This window comes from Nostoc sp. DSM 114161 (assembly GCF_052692665.1).
On record NZ_CP195141.1, the window covers coordinates 4,322,524 to 4,340,494 of the forward strand.

The following is a 17,971-nucleotide window of genomic DNA, read 5'->3' on the forward strand; positions in this document are numbered from 1 at the left end:
ACCAGAAATTAATTCCTTTTTTGATTGTAATATGCGAGTATTACATTGATTGAATATATTCGATCCGTCAAACCTCAAAGGTATATATTATGGCGACTATTGCTGGTACTCCCAACAATGATTTTTTGTCGGGCACTATTGGTGACGATCAAATTTTTGGTGTTGGAGGTAATGATAATATCTCTGGTGGTGAGGGAAATGACCTCATCGATGGTGGACAAGGTAATGACACACTGTTTGGTAATGGTGGCAACGACATCTTTCGGGCTAGTCAAGGAAATGACAGCATTAATGGTGGTGATGGTACTGACGTAGCAGACTATAGTTACTTGAATAAAAGCATCACACTGTCAGGTGTGGGCACAATTACAAAAGCTGGCGGACTCGGACAAGACCAAGTATTTAAGGTAGAAACAGTTATTGCTGATGCCGATGTTGCCAACAACACCATAGATGCATCTGGCTCTTTGCCTGGAGTGTCCGCCACTGCTGACCTAGAAGCCCAAAGTATCTCTGCCAACAATGTTCCTGGTTTGGGGACATTAACGTTTAATGTAGTCAACTTTGACAATGTTATCGGCACAAATGTCGCTGACAGCATTAAAGGCGATGGACAAGCTAACCAATTATTTGGTAAGGCCGGCAATGACACCATCGATGGTAGAGGTGGTAACGACCTCATTGATGGTGGAGACGGTAATGACGACCTAGCAGGTGGTAGTGGCAATGACACCTTCAAAGGCGGCCAAGGTAACGACAGCATCAATGGTGGGGATGGTATTGATACCGCAGATTACAGCAAGTTGGGTAAAACCATTACCCTCTCAGGTGTTGGCACAATTACAAAAGCTGGCGCACTCGGACAAGACCAAGTATTTAAGGTAGAAACAGTTATTGCTGATGCCAGTGCTGCCAACAACACCATAGATGCATCTGGCTCTTTGCCTGGAGTATCCGCCACTGCTGACCTGCAAGCCCAAACTATCTCTGCTAATAACGTTCCTGGTTTGGGGACATTAACTTTTAATGTAGTCAACTTTGATAATGTCATCGGCACAAATGTCGCTGACAGCATTAAAGGCGATGGACAAAAGAACCAATTATTTGGCAACGCTGGCAATGACACCATTGATGGTAGAGGTGGTAACGACCTCATTGATGGTGGAGATGGCAATGACGATTTAGCAGGTGGTACCGGCAATGACACCTTCAAAGGCGGCCAGGGTAACGACAGCATTGATGGTGGGGATGGTACTGACACTGTAGACTACGGCAAGCTAGGTCAAAGCATTACCCTCTCAGGTGTTGGCACAGTTACAAAAGGTGGCGGACTCGGACAAGACGAACTCTTTAAAGTCGAAAAGGTTATTGCTGATGCCAGTGTTGCGAACAACACCATAGATGCATCTGGCTCTTTACCAGGGGTATTCATCAACGTTAACTTGCAAGCTCAAAGTATCTCTGCTAATAACGTTCCTGGTTTGGGGACATTAACTTTTAATGTAGTCAACTTTGATAATGTCATCGGCACCAATGCCAGCGACATCATTGCTGGCGACAACCAAAGTAACCAATTGTCTGGCAATGGCGGCAACGACATATTTAAGGCCAGTCGTGGTAACGATAGCATTAATGGCGGTGATGGCATTGATACCGCAGACTACAGCAAGCTAGGTAAAACCATTACCCTCTCAGGTGTGGGCACAGTTACTAAGTCTGGTGGATTTGGTACAGACCAAGTATTTAAAGTAGAAACAGTTATTGCTGATGCTAGTGTTGCCAACAACACCATAGATGCATCTGGTTCTTTGCCTGGAGTATCTGCTACTGCTGACTTAGAAGCCCAAACTATCTCTGCCAATAACGTTCCTGGCTTGGGGACATTAACATTTAATGTGGTCAACTTTGACAATGTTAAAGGCACAAATATTGCTGACAGCATTGCTGGCGATGGACAAGCTAACCAATTATTCGGTAACGCTGGTAATGACACCATTGATGGTAGAGGTGGTGACGACTTAATTGATGGTGGAGATGGCAGTGACAACTTAACAGGTGGTGCAGGCGATGACGCCTTCAGGGGCAGCAAGGGTAACGACAGCATCGATGGTGGCGATGGCATTGATACCGCAGATTACAGCAAGCTAGGTAAAAGCATTACTCTCTCAGGTGTTGGCACAATTACAAAAGCTGGCGGATTCGGACAAGACAAACTCTTTAAAGTCGAAACTATTGTTGCTAATGCTAGCGTTGCCAACAACACCATAGATGCATCTGCATCTTTGCCTGGAGTTTTTATCACTGTTGACTTGCAAAATCAAAGCTTGGCTGCCAATAACGTTCCTGATTTGGGGACATTGCCATTTACTGTAATCAACTTTGACAATGTTACAGGCACAAACGCCAGTGACAGCATTGCTGGCGACGGACAAAATAACAAATTGTTCGGCAATGATGGCAATGACACTATCTCTGGTGGCTTGGGTAATGACACTCTCTCCGGTGGCAAAGGTAACGATAGTCTCGTAGGTGGCTTTGGTGCAGATAAGTTTTTCTTTGCCAGTATCAGCGACGGTCTTGACACAATCAAAGATTACAACTTTGGCCAGAGCGATAAAATCCAAATTTCTAAAGTAGGGTTTGGTACTAATAGCCTTGCTGACTTTTTCTACGATACCTCTAGCGGTAATTTGTCTTTCCTGGGAACTCAATTCGCCTTCTTGGAAAACGTTTCACCCAATATCAGTATTGAATTGGTCTAAAAAGTGATATCGTTGGCGAGGCGATCGCAAGTTAAAGCTTCTTGTTCAAAAGTACTGGTTAGTACTTTATCAATATCAAATTGAAAGTCCTACAAACATGAGTAATTGTGTTTGTATTACAGGCTAAAAGTTGTGTTGCAAAAAAAGACGCTTGGCTAGAAAGTATGAATTGTCTCAACTTTCATCGCCCAAACTTCAAAAAGTTTTTGCAACACAATTACTTAGTATTACTGGTCACAATTTACCCAGCTTTCACTTATTTACAGATTCAAGCAAATACACATGGGATTCATCGCATCTGTATAAAGTGGATAAAGTAGTGTAGTTGAATTACTTAAAAAAATCCTCATCTTTACAAGTTAATCCAAGAAAATTGCACGGCAGTTATCAGGCTGCACTAAAATATGTAGAGCAGGGAACGCTGATATACTTTATCAACCTCTTATTTGCTGTAACTTTTGATTTTATATAAAACTTCAATATTTTCACTATATTCTGTAAGATAAATTCATTACTATAAATTTAAATTTTGTGTATATTAAAAAACAAGTCTAAGTTAGAGACAATACTGTTTTGCTCATTTTAATATCAAAAATTGAGGAGTAAGCCTAGTGGCAGTTAAATTGAATCAATTATTGAAGTTTCCAGTCAAATATTTACCAGCAATTACAGCTTTAATAACTCTTTTTTCGTTACCAGTTAAAGCAGCTACATTTTTAGTAACAGATCGCACTACTTTTGGAGGTAATGATGAAGTTGATTGGGTAAGTTTAGGTAAAGTATTCCAATTCAATCCCATCACTAATGAGATTTCTGGTCTTTTACCTAACTCCTTTTCAGCAACATCCGAAGGTGGTTTGGGGTTGGATGTAAATATAGCTCCAAGTGATAATCCTTTAATTACCAAACCATTTGTCTTTCAAACTTCACCTTTTCCTGGTATTCGGACTAACTTCGCCAACGGTGACTATGTTCTCTTCGGAGGTATAGACGTAACAGGTTTTGGGCCTAATGCTTCTTTTCCCACCGATGGTAACGGCGGGCCTTTCACCATTACTTTTGATAAGCCTGTTTTTGGCGCTGGGACTCAGATAGCTGTAGACGATCGCTTTACATTCGATGCATTTGTCTCAGCCTATGATATTAACGATAATCTTTTAGGTACTTTCTCGGCCCAAGGCACTTCCTCACTGCTGTTGGATAATTCCGCACTTTTCTTGGGCGTTCGTAGTGATGAAGCAAACATCTCACGGCTCGTTTTTAGTAGTTCTTTCCCCGAACAAGGTTTGGCTATCAATAAGGTCAGCATTATTGGAGTTCCCGAACCAACTTATACCTTGGCAATATTAATTTTTGGTGTTTCCGGTGGCGTTTTGAGGCTACGCCAACGAAGTTAATGCTCCCACAAGTTGAAATAGCTTTAATTTACAGCGCTTTTCATTTGGATGGAATACATGCTTGAATACTAAATTCTCGTAAGGGCACAACATTGTTGCGCCCCTACTGTGGTCTATTCAACTGCAAATTGCTGTAAGAATTTAGTAGGGTGCGTTGTCGCGTAGCGTAACGCACCCTCAATAATTCAAGGTTAGCCTACGGCATAACACATCCTACTTATTACGTCTTGACAGGTAAACGAGAAATTGCCCATAAGAACGACACGAACATAAAGTAAATCACACCAACTAGCCCAAACTCAATCAAAGGAATATAGGTTACTTCGTAAATTCTGCCTAAGCCGCGTTCAGTTAATGTATAAACCGCTAGTACACTCACTAAAAAAGCTGCGTAGATAATGCGTTTAGTCCAAATACCCACAGGTAAACCGTGGAGTTGGGTAATTACCAAAATGCCAATAAAACCAAAAAGAAATGTTGGCCATTTGCTCTGTCCCAGCATCCAAGACACAACTACACTGTGTAACAGCACCATAATTTCCAAACTAAATGTCCACCAACGGTTGACATGGGTGCGGTTAAAAATCAACGATGATTGGAGCAGCAGCAAAAACATATAGAGAAATCCAATTAAGTGCCCCGAAGTCGCTTCCATTGGATGGTACCAAAAGGTGTAGATAGCGGCAAAGGAGAAAAAGTAGCCGTGGTACAGCTTGATAATTTCCAAAAACTGTCGATGAAATGGGACAGGATTACCAAAAAATAAACCGCGTCGAGGTGTTTCTAAAATCAGTACCAAGACTAATAGAAGTACGACTGCGCCTTGGGAAGCCCAAATTGAAGTATCTTGAGCCAGAGCATCGTACCAAATATATGTTTGGAGAAAATGCAAAGCTATAAATGTAAGATTAATACCAAGCATCAAGTAATTAATTGGGTGCAAGGCTGATTTGTATTTCAGCCGCGTTTGCTGCGCCCACCAGATACACCCCCAGATGCTAAACTGATGCCCAAGATACATACCCCAAGCCGTGACTCGACTCCAAAAAGTTGGGTTGGGAAGCTTCCAGTAGTACCAGTTTAATCCTTGGTCGGGAAGTTTGATGATGCTTGCAGGAATGCTCCCACCCACCCAAATTCCGTAGGTGAGAAGAATACTGATAAAGATGCCTATAAACAATATTCGGCGACCAGTCATACTAATTTTAGATTTTAGATTTTAGATTTGGGATTAAAAGACTTGAGTACCAGACTGTTAGCAAGAATTATTTAGCTTGGGTATCAAAACCTTCAGAATTCAAAATTCTTACCTAGCGACACGTTCTACTTTTGGTTGAGATACACTTTTAGTTACTCGCAAACTCAAAGTCAAAGCTAACAGAATTACTAACGAACCACTCAAGAAAGGAGCCGAACTTCCAAATTTCATAAAGCTAGCTCCTGCCCAGGTAGGGCCGCCGATGCGGGCTAATGCAGAAGAAGAACTGGCAATTCCTAATATTTGTCCTTGTTCTTCTGGGGCTGTCATCTGAGAGATCAAGCTGGTCAATATTGGCTGGCTGATACTAATTCCCGACGCCACAAGTATGATGGCAATTAACAAGAAAATTAAGCTTTGTGAGAATCCAATTAGTAGTAACCCTAAACCTAATCCAAATATTCCCAAAAAAAGTAACTTGATTTCACCCAAATGTTTTTTGAGGAATCCGATAAGTCCTCCTTGAATGACTGTACTTACAATCCCCATGAAGGCAAAAAGATAGCTAGTTTGTTGAGGGCCCCAATTTAATTCTTGTTTAGACCATAAAGCCAATGTAGAGTCCATAGCCGCAACAGCAAAGGTCACTAAAAAGTAGATACCAATGAGGATAGACAACTGTGGACGCCTAGATAGTTCTAGCCAATTGAACTTTGGCTGATGGTATTGATGAGCTTGGATTTTAGCTTTGCTCTCAGAATTTAGGGATTCTGGAAGTAATATCAAAGCACAAAGCAATGCTAATAAAGATAATCCACCTGCGAATAAGGACGGTAGATGAAAGTTGGCACTGTTGGGATCGGAACCTGTGAGAATACCTCCAATAGCCGGGCCGAGAATAAAACCAAGACCAAAAGCCGCTCCGATCGCGCCCATACCACGAGCTCGATTCGCTGGAGTGGTAATATCTGCTATGTAGGCCTGAGCAGTGGCAATATTCCCTGCCATCATCCCGGCAAAACCACGAGCAATAAACAACATCCATAATGAGTTGGCAATACCTAACCCTATGTATGCAATTACAGAACCTGATAAAGTGAGTAATAAAATCGGACGGCGACCGTAGCGATCGCTAAAACCACCCCATAATGGTGCAAATAGGAACTGCATTAAAGAATAAATAGCTACAAGTAGAGTGGCTTCATTTGGATTTGCGCCAAATTCTTGAGCGTATAAAGGCAGTATCGGCAGGATTATTCCAAAGCCAAGTAAGTCTATAAATACAGTCAAAAATAAGACAAATATAGCTTTGCCATTATTTTTATTCTCCATAGGTGCAATTCCCTTTGATAAAAATATCTGTAACTTTAATTAGTTTTCTTGACATCAGGGAACGCTTGTCGAACGAGACTCATTCAAGCCAAACGATAATCAATTCAACCAAATTTGTCGAATCTGAACGTGGTTGAGCCAAATTGCGTGGAACAAACCTACTATAAAAATCAAACCAATAATACTACTAATGCAAGCAACTATTATCTCGTGCTTCCGTATAGCTTTTTGTATCTTCGCGTCTATGATGTCTTCTAAATCTTTGTATGTCATTTAGTTTAATTTTGCTTAAAGTAAGAATGATGTTTGGGCTTATGTATTTATATTAAGCTGAAGTATGTACGAAACCTCTAACTGATCTGCCTAATTAGTAACAAGCTATTAGAGCTTATTACCAATTAAGCTTATTACCAATTCTTGAAGAAAGGTATACAGATAAATGAAAATAAGAATGAGGAAAGGCGTGAATTATATGGGAAGTTTATACAAAATAGTGTTTTAAGATAGTTTGACACAACTGAAACAATATTAGATTAACAGAAAACGAAACCAGGAAAAGAATACAAATTAACTTCAACTAAAAATTTTGGCATTTAACATGCCAAGAACCTTATTGCTTGACGCAAGGTTCCTATATTACAGGACGCTCTACCTGTAAAATCTATAAGCTACGAAGTCATAATAATACATTTTGCAAAATCTAGATAGTAGATTTGTGATTTTTTTTATTCATAATGGTTAACCGATGTAATTTAAACTACAGTCTGTAGCATAAGTGTTGTTGTTTAATACATATTGAATTACTGGAAAAGTTTTCGATCGAAGAATAATCAATAGCAATAATTTCTTGAAACAGATTAGCTGGAGTGATGACTACTCATCAAAACAGCTTTTCAAGTTACACGATAGCTACAGGCAGATTCAGTTAATTTATCATTTGGGTTAACAGCTTGTTATAGAAACAATAACATCCAGCACAATTAGTGAATTCAAGCTTTCCAGAGCATAAGCCGACAGAAGCCAGAATTCAAACAGGCTTTATCCTTGACTTTGAGACTGATTTTGCGTACTTCACTTTCTGGGAAATCCGTTGTTTATTTAAGCTTTCGTTAAGCGGTTTTTATGGGCTGCCCTTTTTCCAGATCGTCCGAAACAACTCATAGTTATAAAACTCCCCGACTTTTTATTTGAGCGTTTGAGAGATTTTACTGTTTACCTGGCTTAATTAAATCAAAAATGGATAAAGCAAAGCTAAGAGGATGTTTTAAAAATAGTGCCTCAGGCTTCCAAAGCTTTAAATTACTCTTATTCTCCTGGTTGTTTGAGAAAGCCCAAACTGTGAGTTTTCGCCACAGATATGATTAAAAGTACCAGGTACAATCGAATGTAGTAATGCGTATTACAAATTTTTGACTCTAGATATGGGTTTCTTCTCTTGTCCGCTCGTCCTGTTCGCTGATGATTCGGAACTAGCCAAACAAGCATGACAAATAGTAAGATTTAGGGGCACAACATGTTGCGCCCCTACGATTATTTGTACTTTTCTTAATTTCAACGAGCGCGGAGGGATTTGAACCCCCGACCCACAGAACCGGAATCTGTTGCTCTATCCACTGAGCCACGCGCCCTTAGTCTTCTGCATTATAGCACAGATGCGATCGCATTTGCTCTCGTATTAAAGATAATCGGCTGGATTAACGGGCGAACCATTACGGCGGACTTCAAAGTGGAGGTGGGGCCCAGTCGATAAACCTGTGGAACCAACAGCAGCGATCGCTTGTCCTCGTTCCACTGCTTGTCCATCACTAACATACAACTCGCTGGTATGTCCGTAGAGTGTGGTAATGCCATTGCCGTGGTCGATAATTACGGCTCTGCCATAACCACCATACCATCCAGCAAAAATCACTCTTCCCGAATCCGCTGCCCGAATTGTACTGCCGTAGCTAGCAGCAAAATCCAGGCCGGCGTGAAAGCGACGATAGCCGAGAACTGGGTGCATCCGCCAGCCAAAGGGACTGCTAGTAGCAGCATCGCTGGGATAAGCAAAAACCCCAGTTCCTTGAATCTTGATGGTTGTGCGGCTGTTGGTTTTTGCTTGCGCTGCTTCTGCTACCTTTTGCTGAATTAAGACTTCCAAATTTTGGGATTCTCTTTCTAGCTGATTTTGCGCTGCTTCTAAGGCGAGGCGATCGCTATTGAGGCGTTGAATCAATTCTGATTGTGATTGGGCCTGGGTTTGATAATCGGCTTTTTGTGCTAATAGTTGTTCGCGAATCAAAGCAATTTCGTTTTTTTGCTCCTCTACTTGAGTTTTTTGCTGATTTATAGAGTTTGCTTGGGCGTTGAGTTTTACCAAAATTTGTTGGTCTGCTTGATAAACTAACTTCAATTGATGGCGGCGACTGATAAAGTCGCTGATATTTTGACTTTCCAGCAAAACAGCCCATCCTTGACTCGCTGGCGATCGCTGGAGATAGCGCAATCGTGCTACTGTTGCTACTTGACGAGTTTCATAAGAACGTTGGGCTACAGCTAAATCATTTTCCAACTGTTGCAAGCGTTGGTTAGCAAGTTGCAATCGCGATTCACTCTCTTGAATATAGCTATCGGTGGTTTGTAGATTTTGCTTTAAACCAGTTAGGTTTTGTTGCGCTTGTTGTTGAAGATTTGTTAAGCGATCGCGTTCGTTGACCACACTCCGATGCTGCTGGTTCATTTGTTGCTGTTGTTGGCGTAGCATATCAATAGACTCTGTAGAATTGGCGTGTACTGGAATCAAAGCCAGACAAACCCAACAAATACAGCTAAATACAACAGATAAACCCCAAAAAATCTGGTTTTTTTCTAGAAATCGCGCTCTCATAGTGTGAGACTAACCAAAACGATGCTTTCATACACTATGAGGATTATTCCCAAAATCTGATTAATTCACTCTACTAGGGCGATCGTTAGTTAATACTGAGGCCAGATCGGCAGGACGAGATAAATGTGGGCAATGTCCTCCAGCCAGTTCTATGGCATCAACTCCCAAGCGCTTGCGTGCAGTGTAGCGCGACCATGCAGTAGATATTATCAAATCGTCAGTACAAAAAATATATTTATAATCTACATTTGGTAAAGCCTTCAAAGGATTGACTTCATAAATATATGCCATTGATTGCTGAGAACGCCTTTTTGAAAGCGCCCAGCGCATTACATCTGGTAGACAATCTTGATAGAAAATTTCCATTAATACGGCTTCATCTTCAAAGTCTCTACCAATAGAAACTGGATTAAACATATAAGGTTCATCATTAAATTGTTCGAGTTGACGTAAATCTTTTAGTTCGTAATTTAATGATTTGAGGCTATCAGAATCGAGATGATGAGAAAATTGGTCAATGGTACTGGTTCCTGGGCATGGAATCAGGGCGGTAAGGAATACCAATTCACGTACTTGATGGGCTTCTGCCACAAGGGGAATCACCGTACCAGCCATTGAGTGACCAACCAGCACAATATCATCATCAGTTTTTGGAAGCGTTTGCAATACTACATCCGCGAACTGCGATAAACTTGCAGATGCATCTTCAATCGGCAAATCCATTGCTACGGTTTTGTGACCTTGCGCTTCTAAGTAAGGAATTAGCAAATCCCAACACCAAGCGCCTTGGAAAGCACCATGAACTAGACAAAAAAGACTCATAGCGATTTCAGGTAAGTTTTCTAATGTGTGCTTATCTTCTACCTTACATCACCGTAAAAAGTTATCAACAACTAAAAGCGAATGACTAACAAAATAGCTGGAATTTTAAAACAATCTTCTGCTGATTTGTTAATGATGAGTGAATCAGAATACCCTTTTGAGGTTGTTTTCTGGACTGGGCCAGTTGACAGTCTCACAACTCAAAAATTACTCCAATTAACAAACCATCCCCAAGATTCGCAGGTTGAGGAAGTAGGTTTAGATTATTTCTTTCGGAATTGCGCCTATGAAAAAGAATGGCACGACGAACAACAGAAACAGAATGTCAAAAAATTTCAAACCCTTGTCCAGACGCTTAAAAATAACCTTAATGCAATCAAAGTTTATCGCATAGGTACGATAAATATTGATGTCTACATTCTTGGCAAAACATCATCCGGGGATTTAGCTGGTCTTTCGACTAAAGTTGTAGAAACTTAGCAGTTAATTGTTAATTCGTAATACTTGTCTGCCGCGAGTATTACGAATTAACAATTAAATTAAAGCTATGTAGCTTTAATTTAACTAGAGATTGTCAACTTTAGATTCGATCGCAGATTGAACAGATGTAGACACATTAGATAAGAAATTGTAGCCTGTTTTGAGTTCAATTGAATCAACAGAGACTCTATATGTTCTCCAATCGTTGTTTCTTATGCCTTGGCTATTAGGCATATCAACGCTGATAACCCTCGTGCTATTCGTAATCCCAGACGCTTCAGTACCGGGGTTAACGACTACAGCAATCTTCCAAACTCTATTCGGAACTTGAACTCTGCCATTAGCAATTGTATATCTAGTGCCATTCGAGCCAGTTCCACCCATACCGTAGGGCCCAGAAATAATATATAGTTCTTTACCTTGGCTCACTAAGCTTCTCAAATAGTTTTCTAATGAAGCCCAGGGTCCCTGATTATTATCTGGCGATTGTGGCACCATATTTGTCATCAAGAAGGTTGCAGAGTTATCAGTTACTGTTCTTGTTCTGTCAGCGGAAGGTGTCATATGTCCTCTATCAAACCCGCTACCAGAATAATCAGAGTCACTTACTCGATACCATCCTGTAGGGAGGCTGGTATCAGCGCGGAAGTCGTCTTGTCTTGGCGTTGAACCAAGCCACGACGAGTTTAATTGCCAAGACACCCAATTTGGAGTCCCTCTGTCACGGCTGTAACTGAGTGCATACTGGGATTTTAATAATAAATAGTTGTTTGGATATGAGACGTTTATTGTTGCATTACTTGGATTGCCTAATTTTAGATGCACGCTCGATGATTGTGCTTTCGTTGGGCGTAAATATGCAATGAGCGCTATAGGTAGGGCTACAGCTACACAAGGCAACAGAAATTTAAAAAGCCTAGTTTTACTCATACTTTTAGTATTGAAAGACACAATTAGTCTCTTAGGCTTATGTTCTAAAATCAAGTATTCAGTGATACAAAAAGCATAAAAACTGTAAATTATTAAGCTGATTTGAGAATATGGGCACAAATCCATAGTTTGTTGCAACATCTATCTCTTTAGTTGAGAAGCCAAGATGCACTTTTTCCTCACCACTACCAACCGTTTGATTTTCAAAGCAGGTCTATTATTTGATAAAAATAAGTATATTAATATATTTTGGCAAAATTCAATATTTTAAAAATATAAAATTTTATTGTAAACAAAAGTAAGTTGCAACTTTTACTGATAAATTACATTGTATTTAAAGACCGTAAATAACTTACTTAGGTAAAAAATAATTATAGTTTAGCTATTATTGCAATAGACATATATAGGAATCCAATTTGATTTCTGAAAAAATCTCAGTATCTGTAGGGGAGCCAGTGCGTTGCGGAGGTTCCCTCCGTTGTAGCAACTGACGTTGCGTTACGCCAGTCCGCTCAAGTCGGGAAACCCGCCCATGCGGCTGGCTCCCCTACGTATATTTCAAAAATCAAATATGAGTTCTATATCTTAAATTGATGTTTGGTGTATAGTTGCGTAGGTATAGGCTGTATTAAACCCAGCATCTATAGGAAATATGAGCATTAATTTAACCGATCGCAAAGACACAAATATTTAGTTTACTTACCTAATTTAGATCTGATTGTTGGCGCTGTTACAATCCGTAATTTCAGAAACGTTTACTATCACCATAAGTACTTTCATAAAACCACAGTAGTTCGCTAGTAACACAAAGCTCTGATTCATTAGATTTTGTTGTTCTACTATCTGGCTAAACCAGCTTATCTCAGTAAAATTCCAAAAATTTCCAATTTTATTAAGGGTTTTGCAGCGATCAATCAACAATTCTACATTTTGATTTTTCAATTCTGACTTCTTCAAATTGTTATTTTTTCTGCGCCACTAGTTAAGAGGTAATCTATGGTGCGAAACTCAAAGCTAGGGTACACAGCGTCCCCTAAGTCTATTCTGCGCCCATCCGTTGCTATAGGTATAATTGCATCTTTATTGGTTGGCGGAATAAGTTTTTATACAGTAAAACTCTGGCAAAATTCTGTCACTCAAGAATCGCAAGTGCCAGCAAAAAAATTGCCGCAGTTAAAAACGGTAACAGCCTTAGGAAGAATTGAGCCACAGGGTGAAGTAATTAAATTATCTGCTGCGGTGTCTGGGGAAGGAAGCCGAGTAGAAAAATTGTTAGTAAAGGAGGGCGATCGCGTAAAAGCAGGACAAGTAATTGCAATTTTGAGCAGCTACGATCGCCTCCTAGCAGCATTAAAAGAGACGCAAGAACAAGTCAAAGTAGCCCAGGCCAACCTAAACCGTACCCAAGCAGGTGCCAAACGCGGTGAAATTACCGCCCAAAAAGCAGCGATCGCCCGACTCAAAGCAGAACGCCAAGGCGATATTGACGCCCAAGCCGCGACAATTGCCAAATTTCAGGCCGAACTGCAAAACGCTCAAGCAGAAAACGGACGTTACGAGCAACTATATCAACAAGGAGCAATTTCCGCCTCCCAACGGGACAGCAAGCATTTAAATTTGGAAACAGCCCAAAAAAACTTGCAACAAGCCCAAGCGCAATTAAATCGCACCCAATCGACTAGCCAGCAACAAATCAAAGAAGCCACAGCCACACTCGATGGCATCAGCGAAGTCCGAGGCGTAGATGTAGCAGCTGCTCAAGCAGAAGTCAGTCGTGCCCTAGCAGCCATGAATCTCGCGGAAGTTAACCTCAAACAAGCCGAAGTGCGCTCGCCCCAAAACGGACAGATATTCAAGATCCACACTCATCCTGGCGAATTAGTATCAAATGATGGCATTGCTGATATCGGGCAAACCAGCCAGATGTACGTCATCGCCGAAGTTTACGAAAGCGATATTGCCAAAGTACATCCAGGGCAAAAAGTACAAATCTTTGGCGATTTTCTCTCGATTAAACTCCAAGGAATCGTAGATCGTAAAGGCTTGCAAGTACGGCGGCAAAATGTCATTGACACCGATCCTGCGAACAATATCGACAGCAGAGTAGTAGAAGTCCACATCCGACTAGATAAAGCCTCCAGCCAAAAAGCCGCCAACCTAACCAATATGCAAGTTAAAGCAGTAATTGAAATTAGTCATTAGTCATTAGTCATTAGTCATTAGTCATTGGTCACTAGTCGTTAATTATTCTCCCCTCTGCTTCCTCTGCCCCTCCGCTCCCTCTGCCCCTCCGCCTCCCTACTCCCCACTCACTCCAAACTATGGGATTGATTGAACAACTGCGACGCCGAACCCCTTTAGGATGGCTGCAACTGAGTCATGAAAAAAGTCGCCTGTTAGTGGCTTTGTTAGGCATTGCCTTTGCGGATCTTCTGATGTTCATGCAGCTGGGCTTTCAGACTGCGCTGTATGACAGTAACACCAGACTACATCGCAGTTTGCAAGCAGACATTGTTTTAATTAGTCCCCAAGCCCGTAATTTGCCAAGCTTGTCTACCTTTTCTCGGCGGCGACTTTACCAAGCAATGGATATACCGGGGGTGAAGTCAGCGGAACCGATGTATTTCAACAACACAATCTGGAAAAATCCTCTAACACACCGAGAGACGGGGGTGTTAGTTATCGGCTTTAATCCAGACAAGCCAGCCTTTGACTTACCAGATGTTAACCAGCAATTGCAGGCAATTAAACTCCCAGGTGCGGCCTTGTTCGATCGCGGTGCAAGAGGAGATTATCAAAAAGCGATCGCCCAAATTGAGGAAGGTAAACTCGTAACTGCGGAAATAGAACGCCGCACAATTATCATTAGTGGTTTATTCCAAGTCGGGGCTTCCTTCGGCGCTGAAGGTAACTTAATTACCAGCGATCGAGATTTTTTACGGCTATTTTCTGGGCGACAATCTAGCAGCGTCAGTCTAGGGTTGATTAAGGTAAAACCAGGCTATGACCCGAAAAAAGTGGCAGCAATGCTCAAAGCCTACCTACGAGATGATGTCAGAGTTCTAACCCATACAGAATTTATTGAATTTGAAAATAACTTTTGGAGAACAAATTCCCCAATTGGGTTCATTTTCAATCTGGGTGTATCGATGGGTTTTGTGGTGGGGGTAATCATTGTCTATCAAGTCCTCTCCACCGATGTTAATGCCCACGTTCGGGAATATGCCACCTTCAAAGCAATGGGATATCGCAATTACTACCTGCTAGGTGTGGTGTTTGAAGAGTCTTTAATATTAGCAGCACTAGGTTTCTTTCCCGGATTGGGAGTGTCCCTAGCACTTTACCAACTGACTCGCAAAGCTACAAATTTGCCCATGTACATAACACTGATTCGGGCATTACAAGTATTAGTGCTGACTATAGTTATGTGTGCAATTTCCGGTGCGATCGCCACCCGCAAACTCCAAGCCACCGACCCCGCTGATATGTTTTAAAAATTGTCATTGGTCATTGGTCATTTGCAAAGGACAAAGGACAAATAACCAATAGACCTCTTGCAAAAGTGCAAAAAGCACTTTTGTGGTGAAAGGCAAAATACCAAACCTTTCCCCTTTCCCTTTTCCCGACTTCTGCAAGAAATCTAATGACGACCGTCACGAGTAATGGATCTATTTATGACTAGTCAACCCGTCATCTCTATTAAAAATCTCGACCACTACTTTGGTCGCGGCTCACTCCGCAAGCAAGTTTTATGTAATATCAACTTGGAGATTAACGCCAGTGAAATTGTTATCATGACCGGCCCATCTGGTTCTGGGAAAACTACTCTGCTGACCTTAGTGGGTGGATTGCGTTCTACACAATCTGGTAGTTTGCGGGTGTTGGGGCGAGAACTGTGTGGTGCTAGCGCCCAAGAACTAATACAGGTGCGACGCCATAACGGCTACATTTTCCAAGCACATAATTTACATAGCAGTTTGACGGCAGTGCAAAACGTGAAAATGGCTTTGGAATTACACAAACATATCGGGTTAAAAAACATGCGAACTCGGTCAGCCCAGATGTTAGAGCAAGTAGGATTAGGCAACCACTTGGATTACTATCCCGATGAACTATCTGGGGGACAAAAACAAAGAGTAGCGATCGCCCGCGCCCTAGTCAGTCATCCCCAAATTATCCTAGCCGATGAACCCACCGCAGCCCTTGACAGTCAATCGGGACGAGATGCGGTCAACCTCATGCAAAAACTGGCAAAAGAACAAGGGTGTACGATTTTGATGGTTACTCATGACAACCGCATCCTAGACATTGCCGATCGCATCGTTCGTATGGAAGATGGTAAGCTCGACTCAAAAGTAAAACTCTCAGCCTGGAGCTAATCGGCTAAAATTTATAGCAAAGTGCTGAGTTTGTCATTCATCAATCATTACAAGTGTTGACTGTTGAGTTAGGAGTTATTTTCTTCATTTCCCCACTCCCCACTCCCTACTACACAAATTAAGTTTAAAAATCAAAGCGCATCCTATAAATTAGGGAAATTTGAGTTCAAAGCTCGATTATTTCGTCGATCTGTCGAAATTTCAAGCTTTAATCTCTATTATTGAAGCTTAGTAGTCCAAACGAAAAAAATTAAGTAAAACTACTGAAATTTTTTATATTTTACCAACACACAAAAAATCTGTTATTACTATGTAGATGGAGATTAGTAATAACATACTAAATTGAACTAGCTTTGTGTAAAATCCTAACGGGGTTAAATTTTTGGGTTATTTCTGGTACTTCCCCTCTGATTTAGCAAATTTAGCTGAATTGCTTAGACCAACTTTGACCTTAAAGTGTGGTATTGGTGTCCAGTTGAAGAAGTGTCCAGTTGATTCCCAGATTTTATTCAAGTACCATTATGTAGTGACTTTAACCAAAAAAAGTTTCTTTTGTTGCTTAACAAGCGATCCTTATGGCAAGCCACCAAAGAGGTTTTACCATCAATCAAGTTAAATTTTACAAACAATTACAATGTCATACACGTTAGTTATTAGAGTTAATAGAAATTTACAAATTCAGCTTACAAATCATTCTCCATTAGTAACTGTTCGCTGTTGACTTAATTTTCATAAGTGCCTAGACCATTGGGCAAACAAAATTTATGGCTTTCAACAATATCTGCTGTCAAAAGAAAATTCTACTAGTAATAAGCTAGTCTATTTTCCAACACAAGCAAGGGATTTATGGTAGCTCTATGATTACTGAGAATCGTATTAGCAATTCAAATAACAAGTTGCTCGACTTGAATGTCAAAAAATTGACAGCTAATGGCCGTGCAATAAATTTGTTAAAGGGAATCTTTGCTGTTGTGCCCATTACCTGGGCATTGCCTGTAGACGCTTTGCAAGTAAAAGTGGCTCCAACTAATCCTAAATTAGGGGATACACTTTCGGTAGAAATTAATTTAGATAACCCGGAGAATGGTATAAATCCAACAGTAGCTATTGGCAAAAACACATACCCAGCGTTTGAAATTGCACCCAATCAGTATCGAGCTTTTGTTCCTACAACTCCCTTGGAAAAAGCTGGAACTAGATCGCTTCGAGTGACAGGAGATGGTCAAGTGCAAAACTTGGCGGTGAATGTGCAAGATCGCAAGTTCCCCATACAACGCATTACTTTACCACCAGGTAAAGCTGGAGTGGACGCCACAGAGTATGAACTCATGCGCGTAGCAGCTTTCAAAGCACTACAAACACCAGAAAAGTATTGGAATGGAGTATTCCTCAAACCAAATGCAGGGCGCATGAGTACAAACTATGGTGTACGTCGCTACTATAATGGTAAATTTGCAGAGGACTACTATCATCGTGGTCTTGACTACGCTGGTGCTGCCGGTTCGCCCGTGATTGCTCCAGCCGCTGGGCGAGTTGCTTTGGTAGGTAGGGTATCCCAAGGATTTCGGATTCACGGTAACGTCGTTGGCATTGACCACGGGCAAGGAGTAACCAGTATTTTCATGCACCTGAGTCGTATTAACGTTAAAGAAGGTGATTTTGTCAAAGCTGGTCAACTCATTGGCGCAGTAGGTTCAACAGGTGCAGCCACGGGGCCACATTTGCACTGGGGTTTATATGTCAACGGGCTATCTGTCGATCCAACACCTTGGCGAACTAAGGTCGTGAAATAGTAGAGGCGGAAT

Annotated in this window: 12 protein-coding genes and 1 tRNA gene; 7 read left to right on the forward strand and 6 right to left on the reverse strand. The window is 41.2% G+C overall.

Annotated features, from left to right (window positions below; translation table 11 throughout):
• Positions 1 to 89 precede the first annotated feature (89 nt).
• Positions 90 to 2,762 (forward strand): beta strand repeat-containing protein, encoded by a 2,673-nt coding sequence (locus NSTC745_RS18730; protein WP_445638483.1) that lies wholly within the window; start codon positions 90 to 92, stop codon positions 2,760 to 2,762.
• A gap of 611 nt (positions 2,763 to 3,373) precedes the next feature.
• Entirely contained in the window at positions 3,374 to 4,159 is a 786-nt protein-coding gene (locus tag NSTC745_RS18735; protein WP_445638484.1) for a hypothetical protein, read from the forward strand.
• 220 nt (positions 4,160 to 4,379) lie between these two features.
• On the opposite strand, the gene NSTC745_RS18740 is transcribed toward NSTC745_RS18735, so the two are convergent.
• The 5 genes from NSTC745_RS18740 to NSTC745_RS18760 form a co-directional block, all read right to left on the reverse strand.
• Complete coding sequence (locus NSTC745_RS18740) at positions 4,380 to 5,357, reverse strand: hypothetical protein (RefSeq protein ID WP_445638485.1); 978 nt, start codon at positions 5,355 to 5,357, stop codon at positions 4,380 to 4,382.
• 108 nt (positions 5,358 to 5,465) lie between these two features.
• On the reverse strand, positions 5,466 to 6,689 hold the full coding sequence (locus tag NSTC745_RS18745; protein ID WP_445638486.1) for an MFS transporter: 1,224 nt from the start codon (positions 6,687 to 6,689) through the stop codon (positions 5,466 to 5,468).
• 1,555 nt (positions 6,690 to 8,244) lie between these two features.
• A tRNA-Arg gene (locus NSTC745_RS18750) sits at positions 8,245 to 8,317 on the reverse strand.
• Between the two features lie 47 nt (positions 8,318 to 8,364).
• A complete protein-coding gene (locus tag NSTC745_RS18755; protein WP_445638487.1) occupies positions 8,365 to 9,555 on the reverse strand; it encodes a murein hydrolase activator EnvC family protein in 1,191 nt (396 codons plus the stop codon).
• Between the two features lie 60 nt (positions 9,556 to 9,615).
• On the reverse strand, positions 9,616 to 10,377 hold the full coding sequence (locus NSTC745_RS18760) for an alpha/beta fold hydrolase (RefSeq protein WP_445638488.1): 762 nt from the start codon (positions 10,375 to 10,377) through the stop codon (positions 9,616 to 9,618).
• Positions 10,378 to 10,458: 81 nt separating this feature from the next.
• Here NSTC745_RS18760 and NSTC745_RS18765 point away from each other — a divergent pair, with 81 nt between their 5' ends.
• Positions 10,459 to 10,857: a nuclease A inhibitor family protein gene (locus NSTC745_RS18765; RefSeq protein ID WP_445638489.1), complete on the forward strand. Its 399-nt coding sequence runs from the start codon at positions 10,459 to 10,461 to the stop codon at positions 10,855 to 10,857.
• Between the two features lie 84 nt (positions 10,858 to 10,941).
• On the opposite strand, the gene NSTC745_RS18770 is transcribed toward NSTC745_RS18765, so the two are convergent.
• Positions 10,942 to 11,787 carry a DNA/RNA non-specific endonuclease gene (locus tag NSTC745_RS18770; RefSeq protein WP_445638490.1) on the reverse strand — a complete coding sequence of 282 codons (846 nt, stop codon included), beginning with the start codon at positions 11,785 to 11,787 and terminating at the stop codon, positions 10,942 to 10,944.
• Positions 11,788 to 12,786: 999 nt separating this feature from the next.
• On the opposite strand from NSTC745_RS18770, the gene NSTC745_RS18775 reads away from it, so the two are divergent.
• The 4 genes from NSTC745_RS18775 (at position 12,787) to NSTC745_RS18790 (ending at position 17,959) form a co-directional block, all read left to right on the forward strand.
• Positions 12,787 to 13,989 carry an ABC exporter membrane fusion protein gene (locus NSTC745_RS18775; RefSeq protein WP_445638640.1) on the forward strand — a complete coding sequence of 401 codons (1,203 nt, stop codon included), beginning with the start codon at positions 12,787 to 12,789 and terminating at the stop codon, positions 13,987 to 13,989.
• Positions 13,990 to 14,108: 119 nt separating this feature from the next.
• The gene (gene devC / locus NSTC745_RS18780) at positions 14,109 to 15,281 is read left to right on the forward strand and encodes an ABC transporter permease DevC (protein ID WP_445638491.1); all 1,173 of its coding nucleotides are present in this window, start codon (positions 14,109 to 14,111) and stop codon (positions 15,279 to 15,281) included.
• A 180-nt stretch (positions 15,282 to 15,461) separates the two neighbouring features.
• Entirely contained in the window at positions 15,462 to 16,166 is a 705-nt protein-coding gene (locus NSTC745_RS18785) for a DevA family ABC transporter ATP-binding protein (protein WP_445638492.1), read from the forward strand.
• 857 nt (positions 16,167 to 17,023) lie between these two features.
• Positions 17,024 to 17,959, forward strand: coding sequence for a M23 family metallopeptidase (locus NSTC745_RS18790; protein ID WP_445638493.1), 936 nt, complete (start codon positions 17,024 to 17,026; stop codon positions 17,957 to 17,959).
• The last annotated feature ends 12 nt before the right edge of the window (positions 17,960 to 17,971 follow it).

Excerpts from the sequence above, each read along its gene's own strand:
- NSTC745_RS18785 (WP_445638492.1), top strand. The coding sequence starts at position 15,462 with ATGACTAGTCAACCCGTCATCTCTATTAAAAATCTCGACCACTACTTT.
- NSTC745_RS18765 (WP_445638489.1), top strand. The coding sequence starts at position 10,459 with ATGACTAACAAAATAGCTGGAATTTTAAAACAATCTTCTGCTGATTTG.
- NSTC745_RS18745 (WP_445638486.1), bottom strand. The coding sequence starts at position 6,689 with ATGGAGAATAAAAATAATGGCAAAGCTATATTTGTCTTATTTTTGACT.
- devC (WP_445638491.1), top strand. The coding sequence starts at position 14,109 with ATGGGATTGATTGAACAACTGCGACGCCGAACCCCTTTAGGATGGCTG.
- NSTC745_RS18760 (WP_445638488.1), bottom strand. The coding sequence starts at position 10,377 with ATGAGTCTTTTTTGTCTAGTTCATGGTGCTTTCCAAGGCGCTTGGTGT.
- NSTC745_RS18790 (WP_445638493.1), top strand. The coding sequence starts at position 17,024 with ATGATTACTGAGAATCGTATTAGCAATTCAAATAACAAGTTGCTCGAC.
- NSTC745_RS18730 (WP_445638483.1), top strand. The coding sequence starts at position 90 with ATGGCGACTATTGCTGGTACTCCCAACAATGATTTTTTGTCGGGCACT.
- NSTC745_RS18740 (WP_445638485.1), bottom strand. The coding sequence starts at position 5,357 with ATGACTGGTCGCCGAATATTGTTTATAGGCATCTTTATCAGTATTCTT.
- NSTC745_RS18770 (WP_445638490.1), bottom strand. The coding sequence starts at position 11,787 with ATGAGTAAAACTAGGCTTTTTAAATTTCTGTTGCCTTGTGTAGCTGTA.
- NSTC745_RS18755 (WP_445638487.1), bottom strand. The coding sequence starts at position 9,555 with ATGAGAGCGCGATTTCTAGAAAAAAACCAGATTTTTTGGGGTTTATCT.